General features: G+C 61.5%; 12 protein-coding genes. 4 read left to right on the top strand and 8 right to left on the bottom strand.

Annotated elements, in window-relative coordinates; all coding sequences use genetic code 11:
* Nucleotides 1-65 precede the first annotated feature (65 nt).
* On the top strand, nucleotides 66-1,358 hold the full coding sequence (pncB, locus tag BLS57_RS01495) for a nicotinate phosphoribosyltransferase (RefSeq protein ID WP_093738453.1): 1,293 nt from the start codon (nucleotides 66-68) through the stop codon (nucleotides 1,356-1,358).
* 3 nt (nucleotides 1,359-1,361) lie between these two features.
* On the opposite strand, the gene BLS57_RS01490 is transcribed toward pncB, so the two are convergent.
* The 7 genes from BLS57_RS01490 to BLS57_RS01460 all read right to left on the bottom strand — a co-directional run bounded on the left by BLS57_RS01490 (nucleotide 1,362) and on the right by BLS57_RS01460 (nucleotide 7,884).
* Entirely contained in the window at nucleotides 1,362-2,372 is a 1,011-nt protein-coding gene (locus BLS57_RS01490; protein WP_093738451.1) for a PAS domain-containing protein, read from the bottom strand.
* Between the two features lie 140 nt (nucleotides 2,373-2,512).
* A complete protein-coding gene (gene arfB / locus BLS57_RS01485) occupies nucleotides 2,513-2,935 on the bottom strand; it encodes an alternative ribosome rescue aminoacyl-tRNA hydrolase ArfB (protein ID WP_093738448.1) in 423 nt (140 codons plus the stop codon).
* Nucleotides 2,936-3,320: 385 nt separating this feature from the next.
* The gene (locus tag BLS57_RS01480) at nucleotides 3,321-3,941 is read right to left on the bottom strand and encodes a queuosine precursor transporter (RefSeq protein ID WP_093738446.1); all 621 of its coding nucleotides are present in this window, start codon (nucleotides 3,939-3,941) and stop codon (nucleotides 3,321-3,323) included.
* 63 nt (nucleotides 3,942-4,004) lie between these two features.
* Nucleotides 4,005-4,823: an esterase-like activity of phytase family protein gene (locus BLS57_RS01475; protein ID WP_167356357.1), complete on the bottom strand. Its 819-nt coding sequence runs from the start codon at nucleotides 4,821-4,823 to the stop codon at nucleotides 4,005-4,007.
* Between the two features lie 68 nt (nucleotides 4,824-4,891).
* On the bottom strand, nucleotides 4,892-5,833 hold the full coding sequence (mepA, locus tag BLS57_RS01470; RefSeq protein WP_093738442.1) for a penicillin-insensitive murein endopeptidase: 942 nt from the start codon (nucleotides 5,831-5,833) through the stop codon (nucleotides 4,892-4,894).
* Nucleotides 5,830-7,203 (bottom strand): MFS transporter, encoded by a 1,374-nt coding sequence (locus BLS57_RS01465; RefSeq protein ID WP_093738440.1) that lies wholly within the window; start codon nucleotides 7,201-7,203, stop codon nucleotides 5,830-5,832. The genes mepA and BLS57_RS01465 overlap by 4 nt, the downstream gene beginning before the upstream one ends.
* Nucleotides 7,204-7,305: 102 nt before the next feature.
* Nucleotides 7,306-7,884 (bottom strand): acyl-CoA thioesterase, encoded by a 579-nt coding sequence (locus BLS57_RS01460; protein WP_093738438.1) that lies wholly within the window; start codon nucleotides 7,882-7,884, stop codon nucleotides 7,306-7,308.
* A 131-nt stretch (nucleotides 7,885-8,015) separates the two neighbouring features.
* Here BLS57_RS01460 and BLS57_RS01455 point away from each other — a divergent pair, with 131 nt between their 5' ends.
* The 3 genes from BLS57_RS01455 to yaaA all read left to right on the top strand — a co-directional run bounded on the left by BLS57_RS01455 (nucleotide 8,016) and on the right by yaaA (nucleotide 11,257).
* The gene (locus tag BLS57_RS01455; protein WP_093738436.1) at nucleotides 8,016-8,303 is read left to right on the top strand and encodes a YggT family protein; all 288 of its coding nucleotides are present in this window, start codon (nucleotides 8,016-8,018) and stop codon (nucleotides 8,301-8,303) included.
* Between the two features lie 98 nt (nucleotides 8,304-8,401).
* Nucleotides 8,402-10,447: a DNA helicase RecQ gene (gene recQ / locus BLS57_RS01450; protein WP_093738434.1), complete on the top strand. Its 2,046-nt coding sequence runs from the start codon at nucleotides 8,402-8,404 to the stop codon at nucleotides 10,445-10,447.
* Nucleotides 10,448-10,477: 30 nt separating this feature from the next.
* Nucleotides 10,478-11,257 (top strand): peroxide stress protein YaaA, encoded by a 780-nt coding sequence (gene yaaA / locus BLS57_RS01445; RefSeq protein ID WP_093738432.1) that lies wholly within the window; start codon nucleotides 10,478-10,480, stop codon nucleotides 11,255-11,257.
* Here yaaA and BLS57_RS01440 read toward each other — a convergent pair.
* Nucleotides 11,242-13,473 (bottom strand): response regulator, encoded by a 2,232-nt coding sequence (locus BLS57_RS01440; protein WP_093738430.1) that lies wholly within the window; start codon nucleotides 13,471-13,473, stop codon nucleotides 11,242-11,244. The two genes, yaaA and BLS57_RS01440, sit on opposite strands and share 16 nt — an antisense overlap.
* Nucleotides 13,474-13,505 lie beyond the last annotated feature (32 nt).

The raw sequence follows: 13,505 nt of genomic DNA, 5'->3' as shown, positions 1-13,505 counted from the left end.
CCGCTTTAGCCTTGCCCCCCGGCCTGCGCCCTTGGCATGAAGGGGTAAGCAATAAGGAACCTCCCATGGTCGACATCGCCACCCGCGTCTATAATCACAAGTGGAAGATCGACCCCATCGTGCGGTCCCTGATCGACACGGATTTCTACAAGCTCTTGATGTGCCAGTCGGTGTTCCGCAACAAGCCGGACACGCAGGTGACCTTTAGCCTGATCAACCGCTCCACCCATATCCCGCTGGCCGACCTGATCGACGAAGGCGAGTTGCGTGAGCAGCTCGATCACATCCGCTCGCTCAGCCTCGGGCGCGGGGAAAGCACTTGGCTGCGCGGGAACACCTTTTACGGCAAGCGGCAGATGTTCCGGCCCGATTTCATGGAATGGTTCGAGAACCTCCGCCTGCCGCCCTATCATCTCGAGCGTAAGGGCGACCAGTATGAGCTGACCTTTGAGGGCAGCTGGCCCGAGGTGATGCTTTGGGAAGTGCCTGCGCTGGCGGTCTTGATGGAGCTGCGCAGCCGTGCGGTGCTCAACCGTATGGATCGGTTCGAGCTGCAAATTCTCTACGCCCGCGCCATGACCCGCGTTTGGGAAAAGATCGAAACCCTGCGCGAAATTCCGGGCCTCACCATTGCCGACTTCGGTACGCGGCGGCGGCATTCCTATCTCTGGCAGGACTGGTGCGTCCAAGCGATGCGCGAGGGGCTAGGCAGCGCCTTTACCGGCACCTCCAACTGCAAGATTGCCATGGGCCGCGAGGTCGAAGCGATCGGCACCAACGCGCATGAACTGCCGATGGTCTATGCCGCGCTGGCCGAAGATGACGCCGCGTTGGCGCAAGCGCCCTATGACGTCTTGCAAGACTGGCATGACGAGCACGAAGGCAACCTGCGCATCATTCTGCCCGACACCTATGGCACCAAAGGGTTCTTGGACAACGCCCCCGATTGGCTGGCAGGTTGGACCGGCATCCGCGTCGACAGCGGCGATCCGGCGACCGCGGCGCAAACCGCCATCGACTGGTGGCGCGACCGGGGCGAAGACCCCACGGAAAAGCGGGTGATCTTCAGTGATGGGTTGGACGTCGGCAAGATCAAAGAATTGCACGCCCAGTTTGCCGGCAAAGCCAAGATTTCCTTTGGCTGGGGCACGCTGCTGACCAATGACTTCCGCGGATTGGTGCCGGATGACGCACTCGCGCCCTTTAGCCTCGTTTGCAAAGCGGTCAGCGCCAATGGGCAGCCTACGGTGAAACTGTCAGACAACCCGAACAAGGCGATGGGCCCGGCGGATGAAGTGGCGCGGTACAAGCGGGTGTTCGGGGTCGGCGATCAGAAAGCGCAGCAGGTGATCGTCTGAGCTTTAGCTTTGCAGCAGCGCCGTGATTGGAAACTCGGCCGTTGCCACCAAACCCTCGCGGCGCCATTCATAGCTGAGCGTACCGCCGGCGGCGCGGGTCAGGGATTGAATGATCTTAGACCCGCTGCTGCGGCGTGGCTTCGCAACTTCGGGCCCACCAGTTTCCTGCCAGGTGAACTGCATTCGAGCCGGAGAATGCAGCTTAGTGACATCCAGCGTGACGCGCCCCTGCGGTGTGCTCAGAGCACCATGTTTCACGGCGTTGGTCGCCAGTTCATGTAGCGCCAGCGTGAGCGGCGAGACCAACTGATGCGAGATCACCGGGTTCATGCCGCTCAACTGGATCTGTCCCCCGCGGCCCGAAGTATAGGCACGCGCAATCGGCTCCATGAGTGTCGCAAAGTCGATTTCGGTCTGGTCGCTGCGACCAATCGTTTCGAAATGCGCGGCGCCGAGGGCGGAGAGCCGTTCCATCACCTTGTCGGCAAACTCTTTGGGGTCGGCCTCCTCTCGCGCGGTCATACGGACCATGGCGGTCATCACATTTACGATGTTGCGCAACCGGTGCAGCAATTCCTCATCGGCCAATTCCCGATGCTCCCGCTCCGCGCGGCGGCGTTCCGAGACATCCAGTTGCGAGCCAAAAAAGAACGCGAGGTTGCCGTCCTCGTCATTGATCGGGCCAAGTTGCAGGGCGTTGACGAAAGTGCTGCCATTCTTGCGATAGTTCAGAATTTCGACGGTATCGACACGGCGATCCAGTAAGATTTCTCGTACCGTATCGATGCTGTCGCGTGTGGTCTCTGGCCCTTGAAGAAAGCGACAATTCTGGCCGACGATCTCTTCCAAGGCATAGCCCGTCAGTTCCGTGAAGGCTGCATTGACGTAAACGATAGGGTTGTCGGGTAATTTCGGGTCGGTGATGCAGAGCGGCAGGCGGGCGTGGCGGACGGCTTTGCCAAGGATGTCTTCGTGGGAGACAGGCCGGGTCTGGGCCGCTTCTGTATTGCTCATTCGTCGTCCGCCGTTCCAAGAAGCCGTTCATACTATGTGGCCCTTCCGCAACTGCTTGGTCAAGCCGAAGCTTTACGCGCGCAAATTAGTGCCGGTGCAGGCGCGCGCGGGAAGGTCTACAAGCGCGACAATCTGATGCATTAGGCGTTGGGGTCAACCTTGCCACGCATGGCTTTGACCTCGCCACGAACCTTTTTCGCCTTTAACCGCCGTTTTTTTGACCCCAGCGTAGGCCGCGTCGCAATGCGGCGCTTCGGCGGGGTGAGCGCTTTGCGCACCAGTTCGGCCAACCGCTCGCGCACCAATTCACGGTTGCGCGCTTGGCTACGTGTCTCGTCACATTGCAAAACCAAGGCGCCTTCGGTTGTCCAACGCCGCCCGGCGAGACGGCGCAAGCGGTTTTTGACCGGTTGTGGTAGGGAGGGCGACGTCGCGGCCTCAAAGCGCAGTTCGACGGCAGATGAGACCTTGTTCACATTCTGCCCACCGGGCCCGGAGGCGCGCATGAAGCTCTCGGTCAACTCCCAGTCGTGAATGGCGATGTCATCATTGATGTGCAGCATGGGCTCTCCTTGCGCATATCATGACAGTCGCAGGCAAAAGGGTGAAGGGGCGATGCGAAATGGGCCGCCCCTTGCGGAGCGGCCCAATCGAATGGTTTCAGGAGGGGGATCGGTTAGACCGGGATCCACCAGGTGGTTGCGTCAGCTAGGGGCTGCCCTAGCGCGAAACCTCGCTGGCTGTTCCGACACCTCGCTCCAATACCTTTCTTGACACTGGATCACCTCCTTTACATTTGTTGAACTCACCCTGAGCGTTGCACAGGTTTTGCGTTTCACAAAGTGTTTTTTGAAGCCGTTGACGTGGCGGCAAGATGTTGGCGTTGGAGCGAGGGGGCGTTCCTCCCCCTCGCGCTCCCCCACCAAGTATTTTTGGCCAAAAAGAGTATCAGGCGCGGACAGTCAGACGGGCAGTGATCAGCCGGAAGGGGATCAGGGCGATCAGCGCGATGGCGAGCTTCACGGACCAATCTGCCACAGCAAGCGATACCCATAGCGGTGCCAGCGGGCCTGTGCCCAGAAGCGGTAGTGTTTCCGTTGCCCATGCGACGTCGGTGGCGGGGTGGATGAAGGACAGGCTGGCCGAGAAGGCTATGGAGAAGAACAGCGCGGTGTCGATGGCGCTGCTGACCACGGTGCTGACCAGCGGCGCGCGCCACCATGCGCCCTCGCGGAAGCGGTTAAACAGCGTTACATCAAGCAGTTGCGCTGTGAGGAAGGCGACGCCCGAGGCTACGGCGATGCGGACAGTGACCAGCGGGCCGAACTCGCCCATGATCTGGGTGCCGATCAGCGAGCAGATGAGCCCGACGACGAAGCCCACCAGCACTACGCGGCGCGCGGCAGAGGCGCCGTAGAGGCGGTTCATCACATCGGTGACGAGAAAGGCGAGCGGGTAGGTGAAAGCGCCCCAAGTCAGCCATTGGCCAAAGAGAAACTGGACGAGAATGTTCGAGGCCACAACAATGGCGGCCATGGCGAGAATGCCGGGGAGATAGGTGCGTGTCATATGTAAACCGTTTTGGGCAAGGGTGCGGCGACTTGGCCTGCGGGGATCGCAGACAGAGGGGCTTTAGGGCCGTGGAGCCGTTTTGGCAAGGGTCAGCTCGACCACTTGGGTTTCCTGAAGCGGGAAGAAGTTGTCGTCGGAGATCAGTGTCAGCCGCGTTTGCCCCTTGGAGTCCTGCCAAACGCTGAGTGCTTCGAGATTGTCATATTGGCTCGGTCCGCTGGTCATCAGAGTGCTTTCTGCCAGCCCCATGGCGTCTAGATTGAAGCTTCGAATGCGGCTGCGGAAGCCCAGAGGGGTGACGGTACGCTCTAGAAGATAGAAGCTGCCATCTGGCCCGAAGTCGGCACCGACCGCGAGGAAGGGGCCGCGACTGGGGATGTGCGCTGAGATTGACCATTTTTTCCCGTCAAAGGCATAGAGCGGAAAGGTGTCGCTGGTGCTATCTGGTCGCTCGGGCAGGGTGAAGAGCCGGCCATCAGGGTGGATCGCGAGCGCTTCTAGCCCTGAGTTTGGTTGCAGGCGGGCGAAGTCGGGATGGCGGGGCAGGGGCGTTGTGACGCCGGTATCGGGATCGAGCCGCATCACCCGGTGTCCATGCTCAAATGAAACATAGACCGCGCCGTCCTCGCCCAGTGCCAAGCCCTCAGCGTCGCGGCGTTTATTGCGCAGGGGGCGTTTGTCGGGGCCCGCCAAGCTGGCGTCTTGTTGAAGCGCAACGCCCACCAGTTTGCCGCCCTCCCGCAGGAGCCGCGCGCGCAGCACGCGCCCGCGGTCCGACACGGCGATAAGGTGGTTGCCGTCGACGCTCACTTCAGCGCCGGAGAATCCCCCGAACCATGGGGCCGATTCTTCCCAAACCACTGTGCTACGCGTCTGCACCTTTGTTTCTGTCTGCGCGGCGGGGGCCGCGCAGGACATTAACAACAAGAGGGGCAGGAACGCGCGGCTTAGTCTGCGTTCAAGACGGCGTTGCATTGTGCAGGCAGGTCAGCAAGCAGCAATTCGCGGCGCGGCTTGGGTTTGGTCTTGGGCGGGTTTGGATCGGGCGGCGGCGGGTTCAGGATATTGCTCTGCCACTGCCGTGCATCAGCGCAGCCATCGCCGGGCGGGGGCGGAGCTTGATCCACGCAACCGCGCGCACCGCTGGGGCATTTGATGCGCACGTGGAAATGATAGTGATGCCCGTACCAAGGACGAATTTTGCGCAGCCAGCTGCGGTCGCCCTTTTCATCTTCGCACATCTGCACCTTGGCACCGGGGAAGACAAAGATCCGCGCGGTGCGGGGGTCTTGGGCCGCGGCCTTGATCACTTCGTGATGCCCGCGGGTCCAAGAGGAATTGACATAGGCACCATTGGCCCGGCGCATGGAGATTGAAGAGATATTCTCGCGCTGTGCCCGGCTCAGGTTCAGCGACTTCGGTGGCAGCATCCAGATGTCCGCGTCCAGCCCGATCTGGTGGCTGCGGTGGCCGGTCAGCATCGGGCCGCCCCGCGCCTGGCTCATATCGCCGACATAGACGCCTGCCCAGCCGGGCTGCTGCGCCGCTTTTTGGCTCAGCTTCTTGACCATATCGATCATTTCAGGATGGGCCCAATTGCGGTTGCGCGACAGGCGCATGGCCTGCCAAGTCGGCCCGGTCTCGGGCAATTGCACCCCGCCTGCAAGGCAGCCCTTGGCATAGCTGCCGTAGGCGGCGGGGGATTGGGTGGAGGCAAAGCTCTTGGCCCCGAAAAGCCGCTTGGCCTGCACGTTGCTCAGGGCACCGCCGGAAGAGCCGATGGTGGGCAGGGTTACCTTATTGCCGCTGATGTCGGTCTCGGTCTTTTCGCCGCAAGAGGCGAGGGCAAGAACCAGAGCCGCCGAAGCGAGGGCGCGGTGCAGCATCATGTGGCAAAATCTCCCTTTGGTTTCACCCACGCTAGCAGGATCAATCCGATGATGAAAAGCCCCAGAACGGGGGTAATGCCGAGCCTCTGGCTGCCGGTGAGGTCACTGGTGATGCCGATCAGCGCAGGCGCGAGGAAGGATGTCGCCTTGCCCGAAAGCGCATAGAGACCGAATGCCTCTGTCATGCGCTCCGGGTTTCCTTGCCGGGTCAGCATGTTACGCGAAGACGCCTGCAGTGCTCCGCCTGCGGCACCGATGGAGGCGCCCGAGACGTAGAACAGGATATCGGGCAGAGCGGATCCCTCTGGCAAAGTTATGCCCATCACCGAATTGGGGCCAAGTGAGATGATCAGACCTGCCGTCAGGATTAGGATCACACAGCAGGCCACGATGACCGGCATTGGCCCGACCCGGCGGTCGATCCGTCCGCCCAGCACACAGAACACAGCGCCTGAAATCGCGGCGAGAATGCCGAAGATACCGATCTCCTGGATCGACCAATCCAACACCCCGAGCGCATAGACGCCGCCAAATGTGTACATGCCGTTGAGCGCATCACGGTAGAACATCGACGAGCCGAGATAGGCCAACAAAGACGGGTGTCGCGGTAGATTGCGCAGCGTGCGGGCGAGGTCCGAAAGCCCCTTACCCACGCGGTAGCGCACAGCCCCCGGCTTTGGCGTATCCCGGATGTAGAGGAAGAAGGGGATCATAAAGACCGCGTACCAGATCGCCGCAAGTGGCCCAACGATGCGGGTATCGGCCTTGGTCGCCGGGTCCAGTCCGAAAAGCGGTGTTAGCCCCGCCATGGTGCGCCCGTTCGCACCGCTTTGGAACAGAGCGATCATCGCGACCAGCGCCAGAACGCCGCCCGCATAGCCAAAGGCCCAGCCATCGCCCGAGATCCGCCCGCGTTCGTTGGGGTCGGGGTGCAGCTCGGGCAAATAGGCATTGGTAAAGATCGTTGCGAACTCCATCCCGATCAGCCCGACCCCGAAGAAGAACAGTGCCCAGAGGAATGAAAAATCGCCCGGCGCGGTCCACCAAAGCGCACCGGCTCCGATCACATACATCGCTGAAAAGAGCCAGATCCACGGCATCCGCCGCCCTGAGGAATCCGCCACCGCGCCTAGGATGGGGGCCAGTATCGCAATCGCAATACCGGCCAGCGCCAGCCCGTAGCCCCAATAGGCCTGCGCCTGCGCTTTCGCCGCGCTCAGGTCCATGCCGCCTTCGACCAAGGCATTGGTCGCGGTCTGCGCGAAATAGGGGCCAAAGATGAAGGTCAGCAGCAGCGTGTTGTAAGGCTGGCTGGCCCAGTCAAAGAAATACCATCCCCAGATGCGCTTGCGCCGCGTAATCTCTGCCATAATGCGCCCTTTCGCGGCCTGCCTCGTTTCGAGTTAGAGCAGGGCGCGGGGCGCGGCGCAAGCACGAGTAGACACGTATAGGTAGGCTTCGGTACGGTTGGCTCAGGCTGTGTGTCGCTGCGCGACCTCGGGAGCGGGCGTGTCGTCTTGCATCGGGGGCCAAGCGCGGTGGCTGTCGGCACGGATCCATTCGGCTACCCAACCCGGCATCGCGGGCGAGGGCTGCTGCTGCCCCATCGCAGCCAGTACGTCGTCAGGTGGGATCAGGCCGTTCTTGTCCGTCACGGCAGAGCGATAGAGCACATGGCTCGCGCATTCGCCGTTTCTCTTCCACATGGATTGTTCAAGGTAGATGAACTTGTCGTCCCAGCAGAGCGTCCGGCTGCGCATCTCGAACTTCTCGAACATGCGGATGCGGCGGCGGAACCGGGTGCTGGAGCCTGCGATGGTGATGGCCCACTTGTTCTGCCGCAGCAGCGTGATCAACCCGGCACGCTGCGCCATGGCGGTGCGCCCCAGATCATAAAGCGACAACGCCCGCCCGTTGTTTAGCTCCAGCCAGATGTCCAGATCATGCGGCCAGCAGATATGGCGGCTGATATGGGTGTCGGTTAGGTTTGCCAGCGGCGCTTGCCGCGCGGCGACGAAGAGCTCTTTGGCCATGCGAATGATCGGGAACATGCGACTTTCCTTTGCACAGTGGCGCGGATTTGCGGCGGAATGCCTGCGGGGTCAACCTTAGACGTCGCGGCACTCTTGCCCTTTGTGGTAAGGGCGCTTAACTGTTTGGCGTCAAACCAAGGGGATACTCCATGACGTCACTGTTCCAAATCCTGATGCTGCTTTTGAACATCGTTTGGTTCATCGTCATCGCCCATGTCATCATGTCTTGGCTGATTAACTTTCAAGTGCTGAACCTGCGTCAGCCTCTGGTCGCGCAGGTCTGGGATGGGCTGAACCGCATTCTTGAGCCGGTCTATAGCCGCGTGCGCAGTGTCATTCCCCCGATGGGTGGGCTCGACCTCGCGCCGCTGATCGTGCTGATCGCCGTGGCCATTGCGCGGATCGTTTTGGTTAACAACGCTCCCGCCTTCTACTGATCCTGCAGCGCGCGCCTATGTCGCGCGGATGGGCCTTGTTCACGATTTGTTAGTGTGTGAGTCTGCATGAAAAGAGCAGACAATTTTACAGGTTCCCCATGACAGGCGCTGCCACGCTTCTTCGTGATGTATTCGGTTTTGACGGGTTCCGCCCCGGCCAGCAGGAGATCGTTGAGGCGGTCACCGAAGGCGAAAACGTGTTGGCGATCATGCCCACGGGCGGCGGTAAATCCCTTTGCTTCCAGCTTCCTGCGCTGATGCGCGAGGGGGTGACCGTGGTCATCTCGCCGCTTATCGCTCTGATGCGCGATCAGGTCCGCAGTCTGCAAGAGGCGGGCGTCGCGGCGGGCGCATTGACCTCTGGCAATACGCCTGAAGAGACGGATGCCGTTTGGGAAGCGCTGGAGGCGGGCACGCTCAAACTGCTCTATATGGCGCCCGAACGGCTTGCCGCAGGCTCGGCCATGGGAATGTTGCGCCGTGTCGGCGTCAATCTCATCGCCGTGGACGAGGCGCATTGCGTCAGCCAATGGGGCCATGATTTCCGCCCCGATTACCTGCGCATTGGCGAATTGCGCCGCACGTTGAATGTACCGCTTGCCGCCTTCACCGCCACGGCAGATGCCGAAACGCAGGTCGAGATTGTCGAGAAGCTCTTTGACGGCACCCCGCCGCGCGCCTTTCTGCGCGGGTTCGACCGGCCTAACATCCATCTCGCCTTTGCAGCCAAGAACAAGCCCCGCGACCAGATTCTGAATTTTGCTGCTGCGAGGAAGGGCCAGTCTGGCATCGTCTATTGCGGCACACGGGCCAAGACCGAGGGCTTGGCAAAAGCACTGCGCGATCAGGGCCAGACCGCGCTGCACTACCACGGCGGGATGGAGGCCGAGGACCGCCGCATCGCTGAGCGCCGTTTTCAGCAAGAGGACGGGCTGATCGTCTGCGCCACGGTGGCCTTTGGCATGGGCGTGGACAAGCCCGACATCCGTTGGGTCGCTCATGCGGACCTGCCCAAGTCGATCGAGGCCTACTACCAGGAAATCGGCCGCGCCGGGCGCGACGGAGCACCGGCAGAAACGCTGACACTGTTCGGCCCCGATGACATTCGCCTGCGCCGTTCCCAGATCGACGAGGGGCTCGCCCCGCCCGAACGCCGCGCTGCGGATCACGGGCGGTTGAATGCGTTGCTCGGTCTGGCCGAGGCGCTGGAGTGCCGCCGCAAGACGCTGCTGGGATACTTCGACGAGACCGAGATCACCTGCGGCCGCTGCGACCTGTGCGACAGCCCGGCAGAGGTCTTCGATGGTACCACCGCGGTGCGCAAGGCGCTCTCGGCCATGCTGCGCACCGATGAGTGGTTCGGTGCGGGCCATCTGATCGACATTCTGCTGGGCAATGAGACGGAAAAGGTCCGCCAGCGCGGCCATCAGTCACTGCCGACCTATGGCGTGGGTGGCGAATACAGCCGGAATGAATGGCAGGCAGTGTTCCGGCAGATGATGGGTCATGACCTCGTGCGCCCCGATGCCGAACGTCACGGTGCGCTGCGCATGACCGATGCGGCCCTGCCGATCCTGCGGGGGGAGGCGTCGATCAGCCTGCGGCGCGACAGTATCAAAGCGGCAGGCGCCACGCGGCGGCCTGCGGTCAAAGCCATGGTCAGCGACGAGGACGCGCCGCTGCTTTCTGCACTGAAAGCCAAGCGTCGCGCGCTGGCCGAAGCCGCCCGCGTACCGGCCTATATTATTTTCACCGACCGCACGCTGATCGAGATGGCCGAGGTGCGGCCACAGAACCTTGATGCGATGGCACGGATCGGCGGCGTGGGGGCGAAGAAGCTGGAAAACTACGGCGCAGCCTTTCTCGAGGTCATCAATGGCGAAGCGCGGCCCATGCATAAGGCGCGGCGCAAGCTGGCCGGGCGCGAGGCGGGCAATGTCTATGACCAGTTGCTTCAGGTGCAGGCCGATCTTGCGCGCGGAGAGCAAGGGGCAGAAAAGCCGCTGAGCTGCTCTGCTGCGATGCTTGCCAAGGTTGCGCAGCTGCGCAGTGCCGACAGCACGACCATTGAGCGGCTTTTGGGCGACAAACGCGCTGAACGCTTTGGTCCCGCCTTTCTGGACGTTCTGCGCGACGCGGGCTAGATCACCCCGGAACGCCCGAAGGAGACCACCATGCTCGTTGTCATTTCCCCCGCCAAACGCCTCGATTGGGAAGAGCGTGATGTGGCTGTCACGCAGCCTGACTTTCAGGAAGATGCCGTGCGACTGGCAACGACTGCGCGCAATCTGACTTTGGGCAAGCTGAAAGACCTGATGGGGCTGAGCGACGATTTGGCGCGCCTGAACCGTGACCGGTTTCAGGCCTTCGAGGCCGAACCTACGAGCGCGACGACCCGCCCCGCGGCGCTGGCCTTTGCGGGTGATACCTATCAGGGGCTGGAGGCTGCGAGCCTCGACGCCGATGAGATGGCCTATGCCCAAGATCACCTGCGCATCCTGTCAGGGCTCTATGGTGTGCTGCGCCCGCTGGACGCGATCCAAGCCTACCGGCTTGAGATGGGCAGCAAGCTGAAAACCCGGCGCGGCGGCAACCTTTATGACTACTGGCGCGACGGTCTGTCCAAGGCGCTGAACGCGCAGGCCGAGGCGACAGGCAGCGATGTCCTCGTCAATTGTGCGAGTCAGGAATATTTCGGTGCGGTGGACCTGAAAGCGCTGAAGCTGCGGGTCATCACGCCTCAGTTCATGGAAGATAAGGGCGACGGTAAGGGGCCCAAGATCGTCAGCTTCTTTGCAAAAAAGGCGCGTGGGGCGATGGCACGCTACATCGTGCAGAACCGCCTTAACGATCCTGAAAGCCTGCAGGATTTTGACAGTGGCGGTTATGCCTATCGGCCCGAAGCCTCAACCCCCGAGCGCCCTGTCTTCGTGCGCCCCTATCCGTCGAGCTGATCAGCAGTTTCCTTTACCGGCTCGGTGTCCGGCGGCATTGGCGCCCGCGCGTCCGGCGGATGGGCTGCGAGGATGCGTTCGATAATCTGGGGCTTGCGCAACGGTTTGGTCAGGTAGTGATCCAGACCGGCTGCTAAGATGCCCTTGTCATCCCCGTCCATTGCATGTGCGGTCAGAGCCACGATCGGCACATGGCCCCCGGACTTTGCCTCCAGCGCACGGATCGCGGTGGTAGCCTGTTTGCCGTCCATGCGGGGCATGGAGATGTCCATGAAGATCAGATCAGGCTGGATCGTTCGAAAACGCGCGATGGCCTCTTCGCCGTTGTTGGCAAAGGTCAGGTCTACGTCCAGATCCTTGATCATTTTGCGAAACACCAATTGGTTGGTTTTGTTGTCCTCTGCCGCGAGAATGCGCATCGCACGCTGGCGCGGGGTTTGGAGCGTTGGAGCTTTTGCGATAGGCGCAGCTTGCTGGGAAGGGTTGCTCGGCTCCATTGCCAATGCGCCAAGCCGGGCCATGAGGCTTTGCCGGGGCACTGGCTTTTGCATCAGGCCAAGCAGATGTTTTCGCGCCGGGTTTCCTTCGACCGCTCCGAGATTTGAGCTCAGCATGATGACCGGGGTTTCATTGCCCTGCGCCCGCAAATGGCTTGTCATTTCCAGCCCGTCCATGCCCGGCATGTGGTGATCAGTAAGGATCAGATCGACGCTGTCGTCTAAACGTTCCAAAGCCTGCGCGCCGTTTTCGCAGCAGGTGACAGACACTCCGAGATGCCCGATCTGCCGTTCGAGGATGGTGCGATTGGCTTCGATATCGTCCACCACCAAGACGTGTTTCAGCCCTTCGGGCAGGGTCGGGTGCGGCAGCGGGGCGGCACCGCTGGGGGTAAGCGCCACTTGGAAGCCGAAGTTTGAGCCAACGCCCTCTTCGGAGGTCACCCAAATCTCGCCGCCCATCAGGTCAATCAGCCGCTGCGAGATCGCCAATCCCAAGCCGGTGCCGTCAAACTGCCGGTTGCGCTCGTTCTCGACCTGATTGAACTCGCCAAAGATATGCCCGACCATATCGGCGGGGATGCCGATACCCGTGTCTTCAATGCTGACATGCACATCCGTCGGTCCACCGGCCTCGCCCGGCACGCCGGTGACCCGCACTAGCACATAGCCGCGCGCGGTGAATTTTACGGCATTGCCGATGAGGTTGGTCAGCACCTGCCGCAGCCGCCCCGGATCACCGATTAGCTGGGTCGGCAGGAAGAGGTCGTAGTCCAGCAGAAGGTCGATGCCCTTGTCGCGGGCAGATGGCTGCAGCAGCATCAGGATTTCCTGAATAATCCGCTCCAGATCAAAGGGTTCGGGATGGAGTTCAAGCTTGCGGGCTTCGATCTTGGAATAGTCCAGTACGTCATTGATGATAACCAAAAGTGCCTCGCCGGAGTTCTTGATCGTGTCGACGTAAAGCTTCTGTTCGGCGCTCAGTCCCGTGTCTGTCAGCACATCCGCCATGCCGACGACGCCGTTCATCGGGGTGCGAATTTCGTGGCTCATATTGGCAAGGAAGGACGACTTCGCCCGGTTTGCGCTTTCGGCGACGCTGCGGGCTTCCTTGAGCTGTTCCTCATATTCGACCGTCGCGGTGATATCGAGACAGAGAGACACCAGATCGCCCCCGGCGCCGCGCTGGTTGACGAGCTTGATGTACTTCCCGTTCCACAGGCGGATCACGGTCGACTCGGGGACCGGTTGCTGCAGCCGTTCGATCAACCTTTGGCGCCACACCCGCGGGGCCATTTCGCCGGTGTTGACGATGCCCTCATCGGTGAGAAGCTGCAGGATGGTGACGATATTGATCCCCGGTTTGACCATCTCCAGCCCGTCAAAGACATGCAGGTAGCTGCGGTTCGCCATGATGAGATTGTTGTCTCCGTTGAACAGCGCAAAGCCGTCTTTGATCGCGTCGATGGACTGCCACAGCCGCCGCTCGGTCAGGGCGATGCGCTGGTTGGCGGCGGTGAGGTCGGATTTAACGCGTTGGTTTTCGTCCCGGATCGTTTCGACCTCGGCGCGGGTTTCAACGATCTCTTCGGTCAACTGCTGGGCATGTTCGCCGAGTTTGCGGTTGGCCGCGAACAGCTCTGCCTGTTTGAGCTCAAGCATCCGCTCCGCCGCAAGACGGCTGCGGCGCTCTTCCGTTAACTTTTGGGCAAGGCTCATGCGGGCTCCGGCGTGGCAGGTCTTGGGGCAAC

The organism is Sulfitobacter delicatus (genome assembly GCF_900102535.1).
Lineage (GTDB): Bacteria > Pseudomonadota > Alphaproteobacteria > Rhodobacterales > Rhodobacteraceae > Sulfitobacter > Sulfitobacter delicatus.
This window is presented reverse-complemented; position numbering and strand designations above follow the sequence as displayed.